This window comes from Pseudomonas sp. C9D1 (assembly GCF_056491235.1).
This window is the reverse complement of sequence record NZ_JBSZIE010000002.1, coordinates 716,007-738,483: the sequence shown is the minus strand read 5'-3', so window position 1 is coordinate 738,483 and position 22,477 is coordinate 716,007. Positions and strand designations below refer to the sequence as shown.

Below are 22,477 nucleotides of genomic sequence, written 5' to 3'. Positions count from 1 at the left end.
GGAACCGCTCGCTGAAAATTATTTTCCGGGGCGTCGGCGTGACGGGTTCAGCGGGGTGTTCAGGCGGGCTCGACGCTGAGCCACCAGTCGCTGAGGCGGTGCACGCGGATGGGCAGGGCGGCGCTGAGCAGTTCCAGCGCCTGCTCGGTGTCGCCCAGGGGGAAGGCGCCCATCACCGGCAGTTGGGCGACCGCCGGGTGGCAGCCGAGGTGACCGTGGCGGTAGCGGGCGAGGGCGGTGATCAGCTCGCCCAGGGGCATGTCGTCGGCCACCAGCACCTGGCGGGTCCAGGATTCGCCGGCGAGTTGCACCGGGGCCGGGGTGCCGAGGGACAGGCTGTCGAAGTCGACCCGCTGGCCGGCCTCGATGACGCTGAGCTGGCCGCTGTCGGCGGTGCGCACTTCCACCGCGCCCTGGTAGACGCTGAGGCGGGTGATGCCGTCGTCCTGGCGCACGCCGAAGCGCGTGCCGAGGGCGCGCAGGCGGCCGTGCTGGTTTTCCAGCAGGAAGGGCCGCGTCGCATCCTTGGCGGTGTCGATCAGCACTTCGCCGAAGCGCAGCCGCAGCAGGCGTTGCTCGGTGTCGAAGGCGGCGTCCACGGCGCTCTGCGCGCGCAGCCACAGGTGGCTGCCGTCGGCCAGCAGGGTTTCGCGGGTTTCGCCGGTGCCGGTGACGAAGTCCGCCGACCAGCCGGCCACCAGGCGCGGCAGCGGCGTGGTGCGCCAGGTGCCCCAGCCGAGCAGTGAACCGGCGCCCACCACCAGCAGGGTCTTGAGGCCCTGGCGGCGGCTGATGCGGCGCGGGTCGTCACGGAGCATGCGGCTGGCCAGTTCGCGCTCGCCGCCGGTTTGCAGCGGGGCGAAGCGCTGGCCCACCCGCTCGACGTAGCGCCAGGCATCGCGGTGTTCGGGTTGCTGGTCGAGCCAGGCCTGCCACTGCGCCCGCAGCTGGGCGCTGGGGGCGTCGTCGTGCAGCAGCACATACCAGTTGGCGGCCTGTTGCAGGCTGGCGTGGCTGAGGGTGCGTTCCGGGCTGGCCATGCCGCTCATTCCACCAGCAGGCCGTCGAGCTCTGCCTCCAGTACCGCGCAGTGGAGGAAGGCCTGGGCCAGGTACTTCTTCACCATGCGTTCGGAGACGCCGATCGCCAGGGCGATCTCGCGGTAGGGCATGTCGTCCAACTGGGCCATGAGGAAGGCGCAGCGCACCTTGTGCGGCAGGCGCAGGAGCATGGCGTCGACTTCATGCAGGGTCTCGATGATCAGCGCCTGCTGTTCGGGGGAGGCTTGCAGCGGTTCCGGGCGGGCGGCCATGGCCTCGAGCCAGTCCTGCTCCAGCTGCCGGCGCCGCCAGTGGTCGATGCACAGGCCGCGGGCGATGGTGGCCAGGTAGGAGCGCTCGCCCGTGGCGCCGTCGAAGGTGCGGGGCCGCAGCAGCACGCGCAGGAAGGTGTCCTGCATCAGGTCGGCGGCATCGAAGCCGCTGCCCAGGCGACGGCGCAGAAAACCCAGCAGCCAGGCGGAATGGCTCAGGTAGAAATCGTGGAAGGGGGCGTTGGTCGACGGCATCGAGAGCGGGGTGTCCGGCGCGGGATGCGCTCGTTCGCGAATGAGAATTAGTGGCAACTATACGGATCGGCTTTACGCCCCGCAATCCGTCTTCGTCGTTGCCCTTCTCTCCGGGTTCGCTACCCCATGGCCTGGCGTCGGGCCCTTGCGGGCCCCGCCTGGGTGCCGCCGCTGGTGCTGGCGGTCAGCGCGACAGCCCGCGCCGTTCCATGCCGCGTGCGGTGTTGCCCAGTTGCAGCGGCGAGCCGATGAAGCCCGGCAGCTCGCCCAGCTTGCGCTGCTTGCACATGGCATCCACGCAGGCCACCAGGAGCATCTCCTCGGCCACCTCGCGGATCAGGCAGCGGATGCGCCGCTGGCTGAAGGCCGCCTCGCCATCGAACTCGCGGCTCAGCTCCTGCACGCCGCCCTTGCTCAGGGTCAGCAGCCACTTGCCGTCGCTGCGCGGGGTGATGGCGACGGCGTGGTCGGGAAAGGCTTCGTAGATTTCCTTGATGGCGGTGAACATGGGCTGTGCCTCCATTGTTTTAGTCAGCGCAGCAGCCTGTTGCAGCGGCCGTGCCAACCGGGCACGGGCCGCGAGCCCAGCAGAATCAAGCCATTGGCTATAAGCGCAGCGCCGGCTCCCGTGCAAAGTGCATGAGCGGCCCCTTCGGGCCTTGGCAATTTGCAAGGTGCGGGAGGGGTCAGTCGGCGTCGCGGGGCGGCGTTTCCACCAACTGCGGCTGCAGCAGCTCGGCGATGCGGTCGCGCACGCTTTGCTCCGGCTCGCGGTCGAGGGTGCGCCGCAGCAGTTGCAGGGCGTCCGCCGGCCATTGGTTGCGGCCCCAGGCGGCGAGGGTCTTGAGCGCCATGTGGCGGTTGCGCACCACCGGGCTGGCGAGGCCGGTGGCGACCAGGTCCCAGCCCTGCACGGGGAAGCGGCCGAGGTCCTGGAGGATGAAGTCCAGGGCGCTGTGCTGGCGGTACTCGGGGCCCAGGCCGAGGGCGTTGCTCGGGCCGCTGGCGATGTGTTCGAGGTCCAGCTGCTGGCGCGCGAGGTCGATGACCCGGGTGATGCGCTGCGGGTCGCTGGTCTGCATCAGCTGGTACCAGGCCGAGGAGCGCTGGCTGCGCTGGCGTTCGTACCAGGCGTCCCAGGGGTCGATGTCCAGGCGCTTGCCGGCGTGGGCGGCGAGCCAGAAGGCGCGTTCCTCTTCCTGCTCCAGGCCGGCGTGCACCAGCGCCGACCAGTGCGGGTCGTTGCGGATGGCCTCGGCGCGGCGGGCGATGTCGTCGCGGCTGGCCTGGGTCCAGCCGTGGCCGGCGAGGCCGTCCCAGTCCTGGTTGGGGTCGCGGACGAAATCGAGGATGCCTTCCACCGCGAGGAAGTGCCCCAGGTGGCGCGGCGGCCGCCGGGCCAGGTGGTCGAGCAGGTGCAGCACCGCTTCGGTGCCGTCGGCGTAGTCGTTGATGTCCCGCGCGGGGCCGCCGTTGATCAGCGCTTCGATCATTTCCACGGCGCCGTCGAGCAGGGCGTCGTCCACGTCCTGGCCGCTGAGGGCCGCCAGCAGGTTGCCGCCCACGGCGCAGGGGTAGGCGAGGTATTCCACCATCACCGAGTTCTGGTAGCCCTCGCGCAGCAGCCAGTCCTGCACGGCGGGCGAGGGGTTCTCGGCGAGGCGCTCCACCAGGTGGATGCGCCCCCAGCCCCGCACCTTGCGCGCCAGCGCCCACCAGGCGCGTTCGCGTTCCGGCGGCGCCAGGGTGTGGCCCAGGGCGATGGTGGCGAAGAGGGTGAATTCCTCGTGCTGGCCGAAGGTGAGGAACAACTCGCGCTGGCTGCCGCTGTCGAGCACGCCGAGCAGGGCCAGGGCGAACTTCACCGCGCCACGGTCCGGGCTGCTGCGCGCCAGCCACAGGGCCAGGGCGTGGAGCCGTGCGCGGGGCAGGCCGGGGCGCTGCTGCAGGCGCTCGACGAGCTGGTCGATGAAGCCGAGCACGCTGCCGTCGGCCACCAGTTGGTAGAGGCGGGCCATGTGCCGGGTGGGGTCGTCGAGGGTGGCGAGCAGGGCGGCCATCACCTCGTTGGCGGTGTCCATGTCATCGGCCGAGGCATGGTGGCCGAGCACGCCGTCGAGGGCACCGGGTGCCCAGCGCAGTTCGCTGCCTTCACCGGGCGGCGCCTCGTCGGGCAGGGTGAGCTCGCTGTCCGGCAGGCCCTCGGGGCTGTCGGCATAGGCGGCGAGGAAGGCGTACAGGCTGGGGCGCTCGATGGCCCAGGGAATGGGGTAGCCCTGCGTCTGGCCCTTGTCGTCCCTGACGATGCGGAAGAAGGTGGCGATCCAGTTTTTCATCGTGTGTGACGGCGACTGCGAAAAGAGCACCTCTTACCGCAACCACCGACTCGCGGCAATCGCGGCGCGTCAGGAGCACGACGCAGTCGACGCGGTTCAGGCGGCGTTGCGTTCACGCACCTCGCCGAGCATGCGCTGCAGTTCGGCCACCAGCAGCGCCTGGCAGCGCAGCAGGCGCGGGGCGTCGTCGCCGGCCTGGCGCAGCGCGTTGCAGGCACGCAGGAGCCCCGTTGCATCGACGGTGCAGGCGAGCCCGGAGAGGCGGTGCACGCATTGGCCGATAAGGTCCTGGCGCTCTGGAGACAGGGGCGTGGCCAGGCGCTGCAGCTCGTCTTCGAGGTTGCGTGCCAGCTCGCCGAGCAGGCGTTTGGCGAGCGTGGGGTCGAGGCCTTCCAGGTGGCCGAGGTCGAAGGCCGGGGCAGGGGGCTGTGCCTTGATGGCAGCCGGGTCGCCCCCGGCGAGGGCGGCTTCCAGGCGCGCCAGGGTCACGGGCTTGACCAGCAGTTCGTCCATGCCGGCCTCGCGGCAGCGTTCGGCCTCGCCGGCCAGGGCGCTGGCGCTGTAGCCGATGATCCGCTGGCGCGCGCGGCCGATCTCACGCTCACGCTTGCGCACGGCGCGGGTCAGTTGGTAGCCGTCCATGTCGGGCATGTTGCAGTCGGTGATCAGCAGGTCGAAGTCGTCTGCGGCCCAGGTGGCCAGGGCCTCGCGCGCGTCGGTCAGCACCTGGGCGCTGTGGCCGAGGCTGTGCAATTGCTGTTGCAGCACCCGGGCATTGATGGAGAGGTCGTCCACCACCAGCACGCGCAGCCGCGGGCTGTGCTCACCGGCTGGTCGGGACGCCGGGCGATGCTGCCCGGAGGGGGCGGGGCGCCAGTCCAGAGGCAGTTCGAGGGTGATGCGGCAGCCCTGGCCCGGTTCGCTGTCGAGGCCGATGCGGCCGCCCATCAGTTGCACCAGCTGGCGGCAGATGTGCAGGCCGAGCCCCGAGCCGCCATGCAGCTGGGTGACTTCGGCGCAGCCCTGGCGGTAGGGCTCGAAGATCCGCGCCTGCACGCTGTGGGGAATGCCGATGCCGTCGTCCACCACATAAAGGGTGAGCAGGCTGCTGCCCGGGGTGGTGTCCCGCAGGTGCCCTTGCAGACGCACGCTGCCGGCGCCGGTGAACTTGATGGCGTTGGCCAGCAGGTTATGCAGCACCTGGCGCAGGCGCAGGGGGTCGACGCGGTACAGGCGGTGGGCCGGCAAGGGGCAGTCCAGTTGCAGCGCCAGGCCCTTTTCCCGAGCGCGGGCGGCGAACAGTTCCAGGCACTCCCGCAGCAGCGCGGCCAGTTCCACCGGGCGCGGCGCCAGTTGCATGCGGCCGTTCTCGATGCGGTCGAGGTCGAGGATGTCGCCCACCAGGTCGATCATCGCGTCGGCGGACTGGCGGGCGATGCGCAGGTTGCTCGACTCCGGGCGGGCGCGGCTTTCCAGCTCCAGCAGGCCCACCAGGGCGTTGAGCGGGGTGCGCAGCTCGTGGCTCATGGTGGCGAGGAAGCGGCCCTTGGCCGCGCTGGCGTCCAGGGCCTGGCGCTGGGCGTCGCGCAGGCGGGTTTCCAGCTCCTTGCGGTCGCTGATGTCGATCCAGCCGCCGAGCACGCCGAGCAACTTGCCCCGGGCGCTGTAGAAGGGCACCTGCCACTGGTACAGGTGGCGCGGCTCGCCGGCCTCCTCGGTGCAGCTGTCGAAGAAGCGCGGCTGGCGGCTTTCCAGCACCTCCAGCATGCCGCCTTCTAGGGCATCCGCCAGGGCGCGGCACATGCCCTGCTGGCGCGGCGTGGTGCCGTGCATTTCCTCCTGGGAGCTGGCGAAGAACTGCTCGTAGGCGCGGTTGCAGCTGCTCAGGCGGCCTTGCAGGTCACGCACGTAGAGCGGCGTGGGCTGGCCGTTGAGCAGGGAGAACTGGAAGGCCAGCTGGTCGCTGAGCTGGGTCTGGGCCGCCTGGCGCTGGCGCACCTGGCGTTGCAGGCGCCAGTTCCACAGCAGCGAGAGGATGATCACCACCAGTACCAGCACCAGCAGGTGGCCGAGGTTCTCCGGCATCTCGTGGCGCAGGGGCGGTGAGGGCTCGGGGGTGTCCAGGGGCCAGGTGACCGAGTAGGCCCAGGCGTTGGACAGGGCGGTGAGGCACAGGCCGAGCAGGGCCAGGGCGCGCAGGGTGAGCGTGGGCATGTCGTGGTCCTCAGGCCAGGCCGTTTTCCTGGATGTAGAGGAACAGCGCGGCGTTGGTGTCCAGGCCGAGCTTGCGCATGGCGCTGGTCTTCTGCGCGCTGATGGTCTGCTTGCTGCGGCACAGGCGCTGGGCGATTTCGCCGATGGCCAGGCCGCTGCCGTACAGGCGCAGCACTTCCGCCTCGCGGGGGGAGAGTTCGTCGAAGCGCGCCAGGGGCTTGCCGTGGGCGGCTTCGCCTATCTGCAACAGGCGGCGCAGGGAGGCGGAAACGAAGGGGCGCGTGGCGCTGGCGGCCAGGGCGCGGGGCAGGTCGGCGAGCAGCCCGCGCTTGCTCACCAGGCCCTGGATGCCGAGCTTGAGCAGGGAGGCGGCGAGGGCCGGGTTGTCGAGCATGGTGACGACGATGATCGCCAGCTGCGGGTAGCGCCGGCGCAGTTGCTCGATCAGGCGCAGGCCGTCCGCCTGGTGGCTGTCCGGCATCATCAGGTCGGTGACCAGCAGCTCGCAGGGGTGGCTGGCGAGCTGGTCCAGCAGGCCGTCGGCGCTATGGGCTTCGCCGACGATCTGCAACGAGCTTTCGCGGCTCAGCAGGGCGCGCAGGCCGATCAGGGTGATGGGGTGGTCGTCGACTATCAGGGTACGTCTGTGCATCTGCTACCGGGGCTCGCTGGGTGGGGGCGGCGCACATGGTAGGGATGGCAGGGACGCAGAAAACGGACCCCGGCTGCAGTTGGGTAGGAATCGGAGCAATCCGACATTTGTCGTCGGGCGCTTCCCACCGGGGTGCTGAAGTCTTACGGAAAAGTGATGGGCGTCGGGAATGGGACGACGCCCATCAGGGAGGGCAGCGCTTACTGGACCTGCTGCTGGGGCGGCTGGATGGCATTGTCCAGCGCCGCGATCATCGAGCCCACCAGGCCCGGCTGCTGCTGTTCGGCGTTCTGCAGGATGGGCGCCAGGCCGGCGATGCGCTCGGCGGCGGGGCCGCTGCCGCGGTTGGCGGCCACGGCGAACCAGGTGTAGGACTCCAGCTCCGGCTGGGTCGAGGGGTATTCGCCACTGAGCAGCTTCTCGGCGTAGAGGACCATGGCGTCGAGATCGCCGGAGAGGGCGGCGAGCTTGGTGGCTTCGGCGGCGGCTTCGTTTTCGGCCGGCTCGGCGTTCAGGGCGATGGCGGTGGCGTCGCGCTCGGCCGGTGCGGCGATGCTCGACGCCAGGCACGGCAGCGGCTCGTGGGCCTGGGCCACCGAGGCTTCGATGGGCTGGCCTTCCTGCTGGCGCAGGGCGAGTTGGTAGAGCGGGCCGGAGATGCTGTCACCGGCGTCGCTGGCCACCTTGAGCAGGGCCAGGCCGCGTTCGGGGTTGTTGAGGAAGGGCTCGCAGGTGTTGAGGTAGAGCAGGCTGACTTCACGCAGGGCACGGTCGCTGCTGCGGGCGGCCTTCTCCATCAGGCGCGTGCCGTATTCCACGTCCTGCTGCACGCCGGTGCCGCGCAGGTAGTTCCAGGCCAGCACGCGGCTGGCCTCGGCGCTGCCCAGGGCATCGGCCTGGCTGAGGTGGTCGAGGGCCGCGGCCTGGTCGGTGGGCACGCCTTCACCGCTGAGGTAGTGGCGGGCCAGCTCATAGTGGGCGCGGGCGTTGCCGGCGTCGGCGGCTTCCTGCAGGCGCACCAGCATGGTTTCGGTGTCGCCGATCTGCTCGGTGACCATGGCCTGGGCCAGCGTTTCCTGGGCCGGCTCCGGGCGCGGCTCGATATTGCGCGTGCTGCCTTGCACCTCGTCCGGGTCTTCGGCGACCCACACCAGCGGCGCTTCGTAGCTGGGCACGCCATAGACAGGGTCTTCCGGCGGCAGGGGGTGATTACCCGACATGACGGCGGGCTTGGATTTGAGCGGCTGGAAGCCGGAGCTGCAGCCGGCGGCGAACACGGCGGCGAGCAGAAGCAGGGTAAAACGCATCTTCATGGGAACGTTCGGAGCCTTGAAACCATTGCGGGAGACGGGTCGGAGGCTGCATAGCATTCCAGAGTGCGGCGCCCGATCCAAGCTGCAGAGCGGAATTGAGGGTGCCGTACGTCAGGCTGGCGAGGCGGGGTGGGGGATTTGCGCATGGGTGGGCCAGTTGGTGGGCTGAAGCGGAACGCCGCCCGGCCCACCCTACGGCGCGCGTGCCCTTGTGGGAGCGGCTTCAGCCGCGAAAGACCTGCCGCCGGCACTGGGCGGTGAGTGGGCGGGTGCTCGCTCCCACCGGGGGGGCACGGCGGTGCCTGGCGGGGGCGCGATGGTGGGTTTCGCTGCGCTCTACGCCACCCTACGGGATTGGGATGGGGCGGATTGCTCGGCGTCAGGCGCCGAGCATGCCCGCGCGGGTGGAGGGGTTGAGCATGGCCCGCAGGCGCGGGTCTTCGGTGTTGAGGGAGACCAGGTCGACGCCGCGTTTGCGCAGCTCTTCTTCCTGCTGGATGGCGGCCAGCTCGGTCATGCGCTGGGCGATCTGCTTCTCGATCTGCTCCTGCTGCTCCGGCGGCATGGCGTCGATCTCTTCTTCGGTCAGGCCCAGCTCCTTGAGGATCTTGTCTCGCATCTTCTCGCCGGCGGACTTGTTCATGTAGTCATGGAATTCCTGGGCGGCGGCGCTTTGGGCGGGCGTGCCCACGCTGGCGGCGGCGCTTTCGGCATCGGCATAGACGTCGTTGGTGAGCGTGTCGGCGCCGCTGGCCGAGGTGCTGCCATCCACGCTGCCGCTCTGCATGCCCACGCGCATGCGGGCGAAGGCTTCGTGGTAGGCGGCGTCGCGCTGGGCGGCGGCCTGGTCGATCTTGGGCGTGGGCTTGGCCTGGGGCGGCTGCGGGGTGGCGGTAGGTTGTGTGGTTTGCGGGGGGACCGGACGACCGTCGCCATAACGCACGAGTTTGAGCGTGTGCGTCATGTCCTGCAGTTTGGAGCGATCGAGGCCGGAGAGGCCGGTACCGAAGAGGCTCATGCTGAATCCATCCCTAGGAAGTCCTTGTGGGCGGCTGTGCAGCAAGGCCTGTGCCAAGGGCTGGAACGCCCGTTCCAGGGCCTTCTGCCGTCGGCATGGCGGTGGCCGGGCGGCAAGGAATTGCCGCTCGCGCCCCTCCCTTTGCCGCCCCCTTGCCGCAACCTTGTAGACTGCCGCCCGATTCGCAACCGGAGCGGGAGAGGGAATGGAAGGCTTATCGCCACTGGCGGCCTATCGGCACGCGGTGGATGACCTGGGGTTCGCGCCCGATGCCGCGCAGCTGCACGCGGCCACGTTGCTGGAGGCCTGCCAGCGGGCCCTGCACCAGGGCGAGGACGGCATCGCCGGCGTCTATCTATGGGGCCCGGTGGGGCGCGGCAAGACCTGGCTGCTGGACCGCTTCCACCAGAGCCTGCAGGTGCCCGCCCGGCGCCTGCACTTCCACCACTTCATGCGCTGGGTGCACCAGCGCTTGTTCGCCCTGACCGGCACCGCCGACCCGCTGCGCGCCCTGGCCCGCGAGCTGGCGGGGGAGGTGCGGGTGCTGTGCTTCGACGAGCTGTTCGTCAGCGATATCGGCGACGCCATCATCCTCGGCGGCCTGCTGCAGGTGATGTTCGAGGAAGGCGTGGTGCTGGTGGCCACCTCCAACCAGCCGCCGACCCAGCTCTACGCCGACGGCTTCAACCGCCAGCGCTTCGTCCCGGCCATCGAGGCCATCGAACGGCACATGCAGGTGGTCGGGGTGGATGGCGGCCAGGACCACCGCCTGCACCCCGGCAAGGCGCAGCAGCGCTACTGGGTGAGCGAGCCGGGCCAGCCGAGCGTGCTGGCCAGGCTGTTCGCCGAACTCGAGGATGGCGCTGCGAGCCATGCCGCGCCGCTGCACCTGGGCCACCGCGACATCCCCGTGCACCGCCAGGGCCCGCAGGTGCTCTGGTGCGACTACGCCGCCCTGTGCGAGTCGCCCCTGGCCGCGCTGGATTTCATCGCCCTGTGCGACCGCTTCAGCACCATCCTCCTCGGCGCGGTGCCGCGCCTGGGGGCGGCACGCCGTGAGGGGCGCATCGCCCGGGGCACCGAGGATGGCGCCGAGCGCGTGGCGGCCGGTGACCGCCAGTTGCCGCAGCTGTCGCCCCTGGACGATGGCGTGCGCCGCTTCATCGCCCTGGTGGATGAGTGCTACGACCGCCGCGTGCCCCTCTATATCGAGGCCGAGGTGCCGCTGGAGCAGCTCTATACCGAAGGCTGGCTGGAGTTCCCCTTCCGCCGCACCCTCAGCCGCCTGCGCGAGATGCAGCTGGCGCGCTTCGGCCAGGGCTGAGCCCGCGCCTGCGATGGGCGGCCCTTGAGGGGCTGCCCGGCCGGCCGCATATTGGCCGGCATGAAGCCGACTTCCCCCACCGCCGCCAGCGCCCTGGCCGACTTCCACCCGGTCGTGCGGGCCTGGTTCGCCGGGCGTTTCGCCGCGCCCACCCCGGCCCAGGCCCAAGCCTGGCCGGCCATCCGCGCCGGGCGCTCGACCCTGGTGGCCGCGCCCACCGGTTCCGGCAAGACCCTCACGGCCTTTCTCGCCGCCATCGACGAGCTGGTGGAGCAGGGCCTGGCCGAGGGCGGGCTGCCGGAGGCCTGCTTCGTGGTCTATGTGTCGCCGCTCAAGGCGCTGTCCAACGACATCCGCATCAACCTCGACGAGCCCCTGGCCGGCATCCGCGAGGAACTGCAGCGCCAGGGCCTGGGCGACGTGGAGATCCGCACGGCGGTGCGCACCGGCGACACGCCCCAGGGCGAGCGCCAGGCCATGCGCAAGCGCGCGCCGCACATCCTGGTGACCACGCCCGAGTCCCTCTATGTACTGCTCGGTTCCGCCTCCGGGCGGGCCATGCTCGCCAGCTGCCGCAGCCTGATCGTCGACGAGATCCACGCCATCGCCGGGAGCAAGCGCGGCAGCCACCTGGCACTGAGCCTGGAGCGCCTGGAAAGCCTCTGCGGCCGACCGTTGCAGCGCATCGGCCTGTCCGCCACGCAAAAGCCCATCGAGGCGGTGGCGCGTTTTCTCGGCGGCAACCCCGCCAGCGGCGAGGCCCCGGCGCCGTCCCGTGATTGCCTGATCGTCGATGTCGGCTACAGCCGCGAGCGCGACCTGGCCATCGAGGTGCCGCCGCTGCCGCTGGAAGCGGTGATGAGCAACGACGCCTGGGAAACGGTCTACGACCGCCTGGCGCTGCTGGTGGCCGAGCACCGCACCACGCTGGTGTTCGTCAACACGCGGCGCCTGGCCGAGCGTGCCGCGCGGCACCTCTCCGAACGCCTGGGCAACGCCGCCGTCGCCGCCCACCACGGCAGCCTGGCCCGCGAGCTGCGCCTGGACGCCGAGCAGCGCCTGAAGCGCGGCGAGCTGCGGGTGCTAGTGGCCACCGCCTCCCTGGAACTGGGCATCGATATCGGCGATGTCGAGCTGGTCTGCCAGCTGGGTTCGCCGCGCAGCATCGCCGCCTTCCTGCAGCGTGTCGGGCGTTCCGGCCACAGCGTCGGCGGCACGCCCAAGGGGCGCCTGTTCCCGCAGTCGCGGGACGACCTGATCGAATGCGCGGCACTGCTCGACTGCGTGCGCCGCGGCGAGCTGGATAGCCTGGTGATCCCCCGGCAGCCGCTGGATGTGCTGGCCCAGCAGATCGTCGCCGAGGTGGCCAGCCAGGAGTGGGACGAGGATGCGCTGTTCGCCTTGGTGACCCGCGCCGCGCCCTATGCGCAACTGAGCCGGGCCCGCTACGAGGCGGTGCTGGCCATGCTCGCCGAGGGCTACAACGGCCGCGCCGGCGTGCGCGCCGCCTACCTGCACCGTGATGCGGTCAACCGCCGCCTGCGCGGGCGGCGCTCGGCGCGGCTGGTGGCGCTGACCTCCGGCGGCACCATCCCCGATGCCGGCGACTACAACGTGCTGCTGGAGCCCCAGGGCATGCAGGTGGGCACGGTGCACGAGGACTTCGCCGTGGAGAGCATCGCCGGCGATGTGTTCCAGCTGGGCAACCAGTCCTACCGCATCCTGCGCATCGAGGCCGGGCGGGTGCGGGTGGAGGATGCCGCCGGGCAGCCGCCGAGCATCCCGTTCTGGCTGGGCGAGGCGCCGGGGCGCAGCGACGAGCTGTCCGCCGGGGTCGCGCGGCTGCGCGGGGAGATCGAGCAGGCGCTGGTGGCGAGTGACGGCGAGCTGCAGCCGGTCATCGACTGGCTGGTGGCCGAGCGTGGCCTGAGCCCGGCAGCGGCCCGGCAGATGGTGGAGTACCTGGCCCGCGCCCGTGCCGCCCTGGGTCGTTTGCCGACCCGCGATTGCCTGGTGATGGAGCGCTTCTTCGACGAATCCGGCGGCATGCAATTGATCATCCATTCGCCCCTCGGCAGCCGGGTCAACCGCGCCTGGGGGCTGGCGCTGCGCAAGCGCTTCTGCCGCAGCTTCAACTTCGAGCTGCAGGCCGCCGCCACCGAAGACGCCCTGGTGCTGTCGCTGTCCACCAGCCACAGCTTCCCGCTGGACGAGGTGTGGCGCTACCTGCACTCCAACAGCGCCGAGCACCTGCTGATCCAGGCGCTGCTGGACGCGCCGCTGTTCGGCGTGCGCTGGCGCTGGAACGCCACCTGCGCCCTGGGCCTGCCCCGTGCCTCCGGGGGCCGCAAGGTGGCGCCGCAGCTGCAGCGCATGCGCAGCGAAGACCTGCTGGCCAGCGTCTTCCCCGACCAGGTGGCCTGCCAGGAGAACCTGGTGGGCGAGCGCGAGGTGCCCGACCACCCGCTGGTGGTGCAGACCCTCGACGACTGCCTGCACGAGGCCATGGACGCCGAAGCCTGGCTGGCCCTGCTGCGGCGCATGGAGAGTGGCGCCGTCGAACTGGTGGCCCGCGACCTGCCGGCGCCCTCGGCGCTGGCGGCGGAAATCCTCGGTGCGCGGCCCTACGCCTTTCTCGACGACGCGCCACTGGAAGAGCGTCGTACCCAGGCGGTACAGAACCGCCGCTGGAGCGACCCGGAATCCGCCGACGACCTCGGCGCCCTGGATGCCGAGGCCATCGTTGCCGTCGCCGAGGAAGCCTGGCCCCGGGTGCGTGATGCCGACGAGATGCACGAGGCGCTGCTGGCGTTGGGCTGCATCACCCCCGAGGAAATTGCGGCCAACGACGGCTGGGCGGGCTGGCTGGCGCAACTGGCCAAGGCCCGTCGCGCCGCCTGCATGCACCTGGAGGATCGCCCGGCGTTCTGGCTCGCCGCCGAGCGCCTGCCACAGCTATTGGCCCTGCACCCGCTGGGCTCGTTGAAGCCCGCCATGGTCGCCCCGGCGGGCCATGACCGGCCCTGGCAGGCCGAGGCGGCGTTGGTGGGGCTGGTGCGCTCGCGCCTGGGTGGGTTCGGCCCGCTGACCCTGGCACGCCTGGCTACCGACTTGCGCCAGGCGCCGGGGGATATCGCCTTCGCCCTGGCCGCGCTGGAGCGCGAAGGGCATGTGCTGCGTGGCCGCTTCAGCCCGGGTGTGGCGGCGGACGAGTGGTGCGAGCGGCACCTGCTGGCGCGCATCCATCGCTACACGGTCAAGCGCCTGCGGCGGGAGATCGAACCGGTGGAGCCGGCCGATTTCATGCGCTTTCTCTGCGATTGGCAGCACCTCTCGGCGGGCACCCGTCTGCGCGGGGCCGAAGCCCTGGGCGGGGTGCTGGGTTTGCTGGAGGGCTACCAGGCCGCTGCGGCGGCCTGGGAGGCCGAGCTGCTGCCGACGCGGGTGGCGGACTACGGCATCAACTGGCTGGACGACCTGTGCCGCTCCGGGCGCATCGCCTGGAGCCGCCTGGCCGCCCCGGCGCGTGCTTCCAGCGGGCCCTTGCGCAGCACGCCCATCCTGCTGCTGCCACGCAAGAGCCAGGGCACCTGGCGGGCCTGCGCCGGCGCCGGGCCGGTGGCCGAGCCGTCGCCCCGCGCGGCCCGTGTGCGGGAGGTGCTGGCCGGGCAGGGCGCGCTGTTCTTCGATGAATTGCTGGACGAGACCCGCCTGCTGCGCAGCGAGCTGGAGGACTGCCTCGGCGAGCTGGTGGCCCTGGGGCTGGCCAGCGCCGACAGCTTCGCCGGCCTGCGCTCGCTGCTGCTGCCCGCCGCACGGCGCAGCCGCAACGACCGGCGTGCGCGCCTGGCGCTGGCGAACATGCAGGACGCCGGGCGCTGGTCGCTGCTGCGGGGCCGGGGCGAGGAGGGGGGCGCACCGCCCGCCGAGGCCCTGGAGCATGTCGCCCGCACCTTGCTGCGCCGCTACGGCGTGGTCTGCTGGCGCCTGCTGGAGCGCGAGGCGGACTGGCTGCCCAGCTGGCGCGAGCTGCTGCGCGTCTATCACCGCCTGGAGGCGCGGGGGGAGGTACGCGGCGGGCGCTTCGTCGCCGGCGTAGCGGGCGAGCAGTTCGCCCTGCCCGATGCGGTCGGCCTGCTGCGCGAGGTGCGCAAGCGGCCGCTGACGGGCGAGCTGGTGGGGTTCTCCGCCTGCGACCCGCTCAACCTGCTGGGCACGCTGCTGCCGGGCGCCAAGGTGCCCGCCGTGGTGGGCAACCGCCTGCTGCTGCGCGACGGCGTGCCGGTGGCGACCCTGGTGGCCGGCAAGGTCAACCTGTTGCAGGCGGCCGATGGCTTCAGCGTCGCCGAGTGGCAGGCCGCGCTCATCCGCCAACCCACCGCCAGCGCCCTCCACGGCCATGGCGCCAGGCGCATGACGCTGCGGCCGTGAAACCGTCGGGTTGCATCTGGCCTGCTGTGGCACGGCACCGGTGATGACTGTAGGGGCGACTTCAGTCGCCCAGCAGCCCGCAGGGGTGCCCTGGCTCCGCGCTCCCATGACGCACCGCCGGTGGATGAAAAGAGCGCCATCCACCCTACGCAGCGGTCGGCTGCGTGTTCTGGGCCTGGGTTTTGCGCGGGAATGGGATCTATTCAGCCTTTTCATCGAACATTTTCAGACGTTACCGCTTGATAGGGCCTTGGTACTTTTCGGCGGCAGCTATGCTCTTTTTGGGCTCGTTCGAGGAGTAAGAGCAATGGATTTTTTCGCCACCCCCGCTTCGCCACCGTCCCCTTCACCCGCTAGCAGGTCATTGGCCCCCTGGTGCGTGCTGGTGATCGACGACGACCCGGAGGTCCACGCGGTAACCCGGCTGGCCCTGCGCGGCTTCGAGTTCCAGCAGCGGCCGCTGGAGCTGCTGTCGGCCTACTCGGCGGCGGAGGCGCGGGAGACCTTCCGCCAGCGCGGCGACATCGCCCTGGCCCTGGTGGACGTGGTGATGGAAACCGAGCACGCCGGGCTGGACCTGGTGCGCTACCTGCGCGAGGAGTGCGACAACCGCATGACGCGCCTGGTGCTGCGCACCGGCCAGGCAGGCCAGGCGCCGGAGGACCAGGTCATCCGCGAATACGAGGTGGACGACTACAAGGAGAAGACCGAGCTCACCACCCAGAAGCTGCGCACCCTGCTCTATTCCATGCTCCGCGCCTACCGCGACCTGGGGGTGATCGACGCCCAGCGCAAGGGCCTGAGCAATGTGCTGGAGGCCTGCGCCCAGGTGCAGAACGCCGCCACCCTCAAGCTGTTCTCCTCTACGGTGCTGGAGCAGCTCACCTCGCTGCTGTGCCTGGGTGACTCGGCGCTCTATTGCCTGATCCGCACCGACGACCACGAGCCACAGACCCGCACCCTGGCGGCCACCGGGGAGTTCGTCCACTACGAGCCGGACTCGGCGCTGGAGACGCTGCCGGCCATGGTGGTCCAGCGTTTCGACCAGGTGCTGCAACTGGGCGCTTCGCAGCACTTCGACGATGCCTACGTGCTGTTCCGCCGCAACGACCGGGGCGGGGCGAGCCTGCTCTACGTCACCCATGTGGAGCCGCTCAGCGACCTGGACCGGCAACTGCTGGAAATCTACGTGCGCAGCGTGGCGATCACCTTCGAGAACATCCACCTGATGGAGGACCTGCAAGCCACCTCCAAGGAGCTGGTCTACACCCTGGCCAACGCGGTGGAGGTGCGCAGCAAGGAGACCGGCGCCCACGTGCAGCGGGTGGCGCTGTTCAGCGAGCTGCTGGCGCGCCTGCATGGCCTGCCCGAGCGCGAGGTGCAGCTGATCCAGCACGCGTCTCCCCTGCACGACATCGGCAAGGTGGCGATCCCCGACGCCATCCTGCATAAGCCCGGCAAGCTCGACGAGGCCGAATGGGCGCTGATGAAGAAGCACGTCGACTTCGGCGTGGACATCCTCCAGCGTTCGCGCCGCGAGCTGATGCGCGTGGGGGCGGTGATCGCCGGCAGCCACCACGAGCGCTGGGACGGCCGCGGCTACCCGCGCGGGCTGGAGGGGGAGGACATTCCCCTGAGCGGGCGCATCGTCGCCCTGGCCGATGTGTTCGATGCCCTGGGGTCGCGGCGCAGCTACAAGGAACCCTGGACCCCCGAGCAGGTGCTGGAGCTGATCCGTGCCGAGCGCGGCGCCCACTTCGACCCACACCTGGTGGACCTGCTGCTGGCCAATCATGAGGAGTTCCTGGCCATCCGCGAGCGCTACCCGGACGAGCCCCATTCATGAACCCGGCCTTCCAGCGACCCGCGCCGTCGCGGATCGGCCGCAGCCTGTCTTCCAGCCTGGTACGCATCAACCTGCTGTGCGCCTGCCTGCTCGGCCTGGCCATCAGCGTGGTGCAGGTGGGCCTGGACTACTACCGCGCCCGCGCGCAGCCCGAAGACGACATGCAGGCCCTCTTCGACATGGTGCGCGAGCCGGTCACGGCGGTGGTCTTCAGCCTCGACCCGCGCACCGCCAGCGATCTGCTCAGCGGCATGCTCAAGCAACCGGCCCTGGCCTCGGCGCGCATCCTGCTGCCCGAGGGCAAGGTGTTCGCCGAGCACCACCGCGAGCTGGGCGCGCAGGAGGGGCGGCGCCTCAACGACCTGCTGTTCGGCGCCACCCTGCATTTTCAGTGGCCCCTGCAGGCGGACCTGCCCGGTGCCGGCCAGCGTGAGGAGCTGGGCACCCTGCAGGTGGAGGTGGACACCTACCGCTACGGGCGGGACTTTCTCGACCGTGCGCTGATCACCCTGCTGGGCAGCCTGTTCTACGCCCTGGCCATCTCCGCCATCCTCCTGCTGGTGTTCTACCTGTGGGTGACGCGACCGCTGCGCAGCCTGATCCTGTCCATCGCCCGGGTGGACATCGACGCACCGGAAACCACCCGCCTGCAGGAGCCCCCCGGCCACGCCGACAACGAGATCGGCGTGCTGGTGCGTTCCACCAACCAGCACCTGCAGGCCATCGGCGACAACCTGCGCCAGGTGCGCGAGGCCGAGGGCAAGCTGAAGTTCTATTCCGACCAGCTCGAGTCCACCGTCGCCGAACGCACCCGCGAGCTGTCCCAGAGCGTGCGCCAGTTGCAGGCGGCGCAGCGGCAACTGATCGAGTCGGAGAAGCTGGCGGCCCTGGGCGGCCTGGTGGCGGGCGTGGCCCACGAGGTGAACACGCCGCTGGGCATCGCGGTGACCGCGTCCTCGGTGCTCTCCGAGGCGCTGTCGGACCTGCGCACCCAGTTCCAGGCACAGACCCTCACCAGCGACAGCTTCCAGGCGCTGCTGGAGCTGGCCCACGACAGCAACGGCATGCTGGCCAACAACATCGGCCGCGCCGCCAAGCTGATCAGCGACTTCAAGCAGACGGCGGTGGACCAGGTGTCCGAGGCCCGCTGCGAATTCGAGGTGCGCCAGGTGCTGGAGGCGCTGATCGCCAGCCTGCACCCGGAGACGCGCAAGGTTCCGGTGGCGGTGCAACTGGACTGCGAAGCGGGCCTGCACATGCGCAGCCTGCCGGGGGTGCTGACCCAGGTGGTGGCCAACCTGATCATCAACAGCGTGCGCCATGCCTTCGCCGAAACGCCCGAGGCGCACATCGAGCTGCAGGTGCGCAGCGAGGGGGAGGGCATCGAGCTGGACTACCGCGACAACGGCTGCGGGGTGCCGGCGGAGCTGCACGAGCGCATCTTCGAGCCCTTCTTCACCACTCGGCGCGGCACCGGCGGCACCGGGCTGGGGCTGAACATCGTCTACAACCTGGTCACCCGCAAACTGCAGGGGCGCCTGGAGTTCCACTCCGAAGAGGGCGAGGGAGTGCGCTTCCTGCTGTGGCTGCCGCGCCGGCTGGCGATGGCCGATGAAGCCACGGCGTCCATCGACTCCGTGGAGGGTGAAGCATGAGAACCCTGGTGATCGCGCTGCTGTGCAGCCTGCTGTCCGTGCCGGCTTGGGCCGAGCGCGTGACCATCGCCGCCGAGGACGACTGGGCGCCGTACTCCTCCATCGGCACCGATGGTTCCTCGGCCCAGGGCTTCGCCGTGGACCTGGTGCGCGCGGCCCTCGGCACCCAGGACATCGAGGTGGATTTCCTCACTGTGCCCTTCTCCCGCTGCCTGTTCTACGCCCAGGGCACGCGCGCGGTGGCCTGTTTCGATGTGACCATCACCGAAGCCAACCGCGATCAGTACATCTGGCACCCGACGCCGTTGTTCGAAGAGGGGCTGGCGATCTTCGGCCCCGCCGACGACCCGCGCACCGACATGGGCGCCAAGGACCTGGCCGGCAAGGTGGTGGGCATCACCAATGGCTACACCTACCCGACCTCCTTCATGGAGGACCCGGCCATCCACCGCTACAACGCCAACTCCGACAGCCAGCTGCTGCAGATGCTGGTGGCCGGGCGGGTGGACTACATCCTGCTCAACACCATGCCGGGCTACATGCGCATCAACCAGGACCCGCACCTGCGCGGCAAGGTGAAGCTCACCGGCGTGCTGCAGACCGACGGCTTCTGGCTGGCCTTCTCCAAGGCCCACCCGGACGGCGCGCGCATTGCCAAGGCCTTCGAAACAGGCCTCCAGGCCCTGCACAAGAGCGGGCGCTACGCGAGCATGGAGGCGGACTTCCGCAAGCGTTACCAGCATTGATGGGGTGCCCGTCGGGTTGCACCCGACCTACAGATGCACGGCGTCATTGGTTGCTGTGTAGGGGCGACTTCAGTCGCCAAGCAGCCCGCAGAGCTGCCCAGACATAGTGTTTTCCGGTTGCACCATGGTCCGTTTCGGGCACGGCGCCGCAGGTGCCTCCCGTGGGAGCGGCTTCAGCCGCGCAAGACTTGCAGTCGGCACGAGTCTGCGAGTGGTCGGCTATTCCATCGCGAATGAATTCGCTCCCACCAGGCGTGGCATGCGTGTGGGCTGGAAGGTCGCTTGGTGGATGAAAAGAGCGCCATCCACCCTACACACCGGTCAGCGCCGTAGGGCGGGTGAAACCCGCGTGGCATTGCGCATGGTCTGTGCAGGAGCCCCGTCGGGTTGCACCCGACCTACAACGGCACGGCGTCGCTGGTGTCTCCTGTGGGAGCGGCTTCAGCCGCGAAAGATCTGCCGCCGGCACATGGCTGCAAGTGGCCGGCTATTCCATCGCGAATGAATTCGCTCCTACAGGGGAGGGCGGGGCATGACGGGGAAGGGGGATTTCAAGGGGGTTGCCGGCTCGTTAGACTGGCCGCCTCTTCCCGCTTCGATGGCCGATTCCCATGGCACTGCACACCTGGCTGATCTACCTACTGGCCGTTCTCGGCCTTTCCCTCACGCCCGGGCCGAATGCGTTGTTGGCGCTGTCCCACGGGGCGTTGCATGGCCACCGCCGGGCGCTGTTCACCATTGCCGGCGGGGCGCTGGGCTTCGTGCTGATCATGGCCTTGTCGATGTTCGGCATCGGCGCGCTGCTCAAGGCCTCGGCCGATGCGCTGACGGTGCTCAAGGTGGCCGGCGGGCTGTACCTGATCTGGCTCGGCGTGCAGCTCTGGCGGGCGCCGGCGGTGCAGGTTTCCACCGATGGCGAGGGCCAGCGCCGCAGCGGCGTCAGCCTGTTCCGCCAGGGCCTGTTCTCGGCGGTGTCCAACCCCAAGGTGATCCTGTTCTTCGGCGCCTTCCTTTCGCAGTTCCTCGACCCGGCGCAGCCGCTGTGGCTGCAGTTCCTGGTGATGACCCTGACCTTCGTGCTGATCGAGGCGTTGGTGGAGTACCTGCTGGCGCGCCTGGCCCACCGCGTGCGGCCCTGGCTGGCGCGCAGCGGCAAGGGCTTCAACCGCTGCTGCGGGGCGCTGTTCGCTGCCGCCGGGCTGGCGCTGCCGCTGACCCGCTAGGGGTCAGCCGGTACGTGCCGAGGGGCCCTGTCGCTCGCTGCGCTGGCGTGGCTGCACGCTTTTCTGCAGCAATCCCTTGACCCGTGAGGCGAGGGATTCGATGGCGAAGGGCTTGGCCAGCACCTCCATGCCCGACTCCAGCTGCTCGTTGTCGAACAGGCTGTTCTGCGCATAGCCGGTGATGAACAGCACCCGCAGGTCGGGGCGCAGGCGCCGGGCGAGCCGGGCCATTTCCTTGCCGTTCATGCCGCCGGGCAGGCCGACATCGGCCAGCAGCAGGTCGATGCGCTGTTCGCTGTCCAGCAGGGCCAGGCCCGAGGCGCCATCCACCGCTTCCAGCACCTGGTAGCCCAGGTCGCGCAGCACCTCGCCGATGAGCATGCGCAGGGGCGACTCGTCGTCCACCACCAGCACCGTGGCCTGGCGCTCGGCCCGGGGTGCGAATTCCGATCCGGTGTTGTGCTCGATGCGTTCCTCGCCGTGGTGGCGGGGCAGGTGGATATAGAGGCTGGTGCCTTCGCCCGGCTGCGAGGCGATCTGCACCGCGCCGCCGGACTGGCGGGCGAAACCGTAGACCATCGACAGGCCGAGGCCGGTGCCCTGGCCCGCCGGCTTGGTGGTGAAGAAGGGGTCGAAGACGCGGGCGATCACCTCTTCCGGCATGCCGGTGCCGGTGTCGGTCACGCAGAGCGAGAGGTATTCACCCACTGCCAGGCCCAGTTCGCCCGCACGGGGCTCCACCAGGCGGTGGTTGCAGGTGCCGATGCTGAGGCGGCCACCGCCGGGCATGGCGTCGCGGGCGTTGATGCAGATGTTGAGCAGGGCGCTTTCCAGCTGGTTGGGGTCCACCAGCACGGTCCACAGCTCGGGGCCGCTGAGCACTTCCACCTCGATCATCGGGCCCATGGTGCGGCTGATCAGCTCCTGCATGCCGGCCACCAGGCGGTTGACGTTGGTCGGCTTGGGGTCCAGCGCCTGGCGGCGGGAGAAGGCCAGCAGGCGATGGGTCAGGGTGGCGGCACGCTCGGCGGCGGTGCGCGCGGTGGAGATGTAGCGGTCCAGCTCGCCGGTACGGCCCTGGGATACCCGCAGCTTGAGCAGCTCCAGGCTGCCGCTGATGCCGGCCAGGAGGTTGTTGAAGTCGTGGGCGAGGCCGCCGGTGAGCTGGCCGACCGCCTCCATCTTCTGGCTCTGGCGCAGCAGCTCTTCGGTCTGGCGCAGGGTTTCGGCGCGTTCGCGCTCCTGGGTGATGTCGCGGCCGATGGCGCTGATATGGCCTTCGCCGGGGCTGGATGACCAACTGATCCAGCGGTAGCTGCCGTCCTTGTGGCGCATGCGACAGTCGAAGTCGCGCAGGGTTTCGCCCTGCATCAGGCTGTGGCTGGCACCCCAGGCGAGGGACAGGTCATCGCTGTGCACCAGGTCCAGGGAGCTGGTGCCCACCAGTTCCTTTTCGCTCCAGCCCAGCACCGGCCCCAGCGCCGGGTTGGCGGCGGTGATGGTCATGTCCAGGCGGGTGATCAGCATCACGTCCGGCGACAGGTTCCACAGGCGGTTGCGATCGCGGGTGCGGTCGGCCACCTGGCGCTCCAGGGTCTGGGTGAGCTGGCGCAGCTGCTGTTCGGCCACCCGCTGCGCCGTGGTCTCGATCACGGTGTCGAGCACGCCCACCACCTCGCCGCGCTCGTCGCGCACCGGGCTGTAGCAGAAGGTGAAGTAGCAGCGCTCCAGGCGCCCGTTGCGGTCGATCTCCAGCGGGAAGTCTTCGATGAAGGTGGCCTCGCCGGTGAAGGCGCGGTCGGCGATGGGGCCGATGCTGTACCAGGCCTCCCGCCATACATCGTCGAAGGGCCGGCCGAGGGCTTCGGGCTTGGCCCCGAGAATCGGCTTGAAGGCGTCGTTGTACAGGGTGATGCGCTCGGGCCCCCAGAACAGGCAGCTGGGAAAGTGCGAGGCGAGCATCATTTCCACGGCCACCCGCAGGCTGGCGGGCCAGGCGGCGATGGGACCGAGGGGCGTCCGTGCCCAGTCGAGTTCGCGTACCCGCCGGCTCATCGGGCCGGGGGCAGCGGGGAAGGATGTGGCGTCCATGGCGTTATCCGTTGGAACAGGCAAGCAATATCGGTCATGACGGCCGCCTTGGCCACCTTCC

General features: G+C 70.1%; 15 protein-coding genes. 6 read left to right on the top strand and 9 right to left on the bottom strand.

What is annotated here, in order from left to right:
- Positions 1–59: 59 nt before the first annotated feature.
- The 8 genes from ACXI0U_RS11675 to ACXI0U_RS11640 all read right to left on the bottom strand — a co-directional run bounded on the left by ACXI0U_RS11675 (position 60) and on the right by ACXI0U_RS11640 (position 9,100).
- Positions 60–1,040, bottom strand: coding sequence for a FecR domain-containing protein (locus ACXI0U_RS11675; protein WP_479550286.1), 981 nt, complete (start codon positions 1,038–1,040; stop codon positions 60–62).
- A gap of 5 nt (positions 1,041–1,045) precedes the next feature.
- The gene (locus tag ACXI0U_RS11670) at positions 1,046–1,567 is read right to left on the bottom strand and encodes a sigma-70 family RNA polymerase sigma factor (RefSeq protein WP_374981403.1); all 522 of its coding nucleotides are present in this window, start codon (positions 1,565–1,567) and stop codon (positions 1,046–1,048) included.
- 184 nt (positions 1,568–1,751) lie between these two features.
- Complete coding sequence (locus ACXI0U_RS11665) at positions 1,752–2,075, bottom strand: hypothetical protein (RefSeq protein WP_374981402.1); 324 nt, start codon at positions 2,073–2,075, stop codon at positions 1,752–1,754.
- Between the two features lie 178 nt (positions 2,076–2,253).
- Positions 2,254–3,903: a hypothetical protein gene (locus tag ACXI0U_RS11660; RefSeq protein WP_479550285.1), complete on the bottom strand. Its 1,650-nt coding sequence runs from the start codon at positions 3,901–3,903 to the stop codon at positions 2,254–2,256.
- A 96-nt stretch (positions 3,904–3,999) separates the two neighbouring features.
- Positions 4,000–6,117 (bottom strand): ATP-binding protein, encoded by a 2,118-nt coding sequence (locus ACXI0U_RS11655; RefSeq protein WP_479550284.1) that lies wholly within the window; start codon positions 6,115–6,117, stop codon positions 4,000–4,002.
- Between the two features lie 10 nt (positions 6,118–6,127).
- Positions 6,128–6,769, bottom strand: a complete 642-nt coding sequence (locus tag ACXI0U_RS11650) for a response regulator (protein WP_021220942.1) — start codon at positions 6,767–6,769, stop codon at positions 6,128–6,130.
- Positions 6,770–6,969: 200 nt separating this feature from the next.
- Entirely contained in the window at positions 6,970–8,082 is a 1,113-nt protein-coding gene (locus tag ACXI0U_RS11645; protein ID WP_479550283.1) for a tetratricopeptide repeat protein, read from the bottom strand.
- A gap of 379 nt (positions 8,083–8,461) precedes the next feature.
- A complete protein-coding gene (locus ACXI0U_RS11640) occupies positions 8,462–9,100 on the bottom strand; it encodes a hypothetical protein (RefSeq protein ID WP_479550282.1) in 639 nt (212 codons plus the stop codon).
- A gap of 205 nt (positions 9,101–9,305) precedes the next feature.
- Here ACXI0U_RS11640 and zapE point away from each other — a divergent pair, with 205 nt between their 5' ends.
- The 6 genes from zapE (at position 9,306) to ACXI0U_RS11610 (ending at position 20,325) form a co-directional block, all read left to right on the top strand.
- Positions 9,306–10,424, top strand: a complete 1,119-nt coding sequence (gene zapE, locus ACXI0U_RS11635; RefSeq protein WP_043245916.1) for a cell division protein ZapE — start codon at positions 9,306–9,308, stop codon at positions 10,422–10,424.
- Positions 10,425–10,484: 60 nt separating this feature from the next.
- Positions 10,485–14,855: a DEAD/DEAH box helicase gene (locus tag ACXI0U_RS11630; RefSeq protein ID WP_479550281.1), complete on the top strand. Its 4,371-nt coding sequence runs from the start codon at positions 10,485–10,487 to the stop codon at positions 14,853–14,855.
- A gap of 385 nt (positions 14,856–15,240) precedes the next feature.
- Positions 15,241–16,701, top strand: coding sequence for a DUF3369 domain-containing protein (locus ACXI0U_RS11625; protein WP_479550280.1), 1,461 nt, complete (start codon positions 15,241–15,243; stop codon positions 16,699–16,701).
- Positions 16,698–18,356 carry a sensor histidine kinase gene (locus tag ACXI0U_RS11620; RefSeq protein WP_479550279.1) on the top strand — a complete coding sequence of 553 codons (1,659 nt, stop codon included), beginning with the start codon at positions 16,698–16,700 and terminating at the stop codon, positions 18,354–18,356. Before ACXI0U_RS11625 ends, ACXI0U_RS11620 begins: the two co-directional genes overlap by 4 nt.
- Positions 18,353–19,102, top strand: coding sequence for a substrate-binding periplasmic protein (locus ACXI0U_RS11615; RefSeq protein WP_479550278.1), 750 nt, complete (start codon positions 18,353–18,355; stop codon positions 19,100–19,102). The genes ACXI0U_RS11620 and ACXI0U_RS11615 overlap by 4 nt, the downstream gene beginning before the upstream one ends.
- 611 nt (positions 19,103–19,713) lie before the next feature.
- Entirely contained in the window at positions 19,714–20,325 is a 612-nt protein-coding gene (locus ACXI0U_RS11610) for a LysE family translocator (protein ID WP_265168351.1), read from the top strand.
- 3 nt (positions 20,326–20,328) lie between these two features.
- Here the strand turns inward: ACXI0U_RS11610 and ACXI0U_RS11605 are convergent, their stop codons facing one another.
- The gene (locus tag ACXI0U_RS11605) at positions 20,329–22,416 is read right to left on the bottom strand and encodes a hybrid sensor histidine kinase/response regulator (protein WP_374981393.1); all 2,088 of its coding nucleotides are present in this window, start codon (positions 22,414–22,416) and stop codon (positions 20,329–20,331) included.
- Positions 22,417–22,477 lie beyond the last annotated feature (61 nt).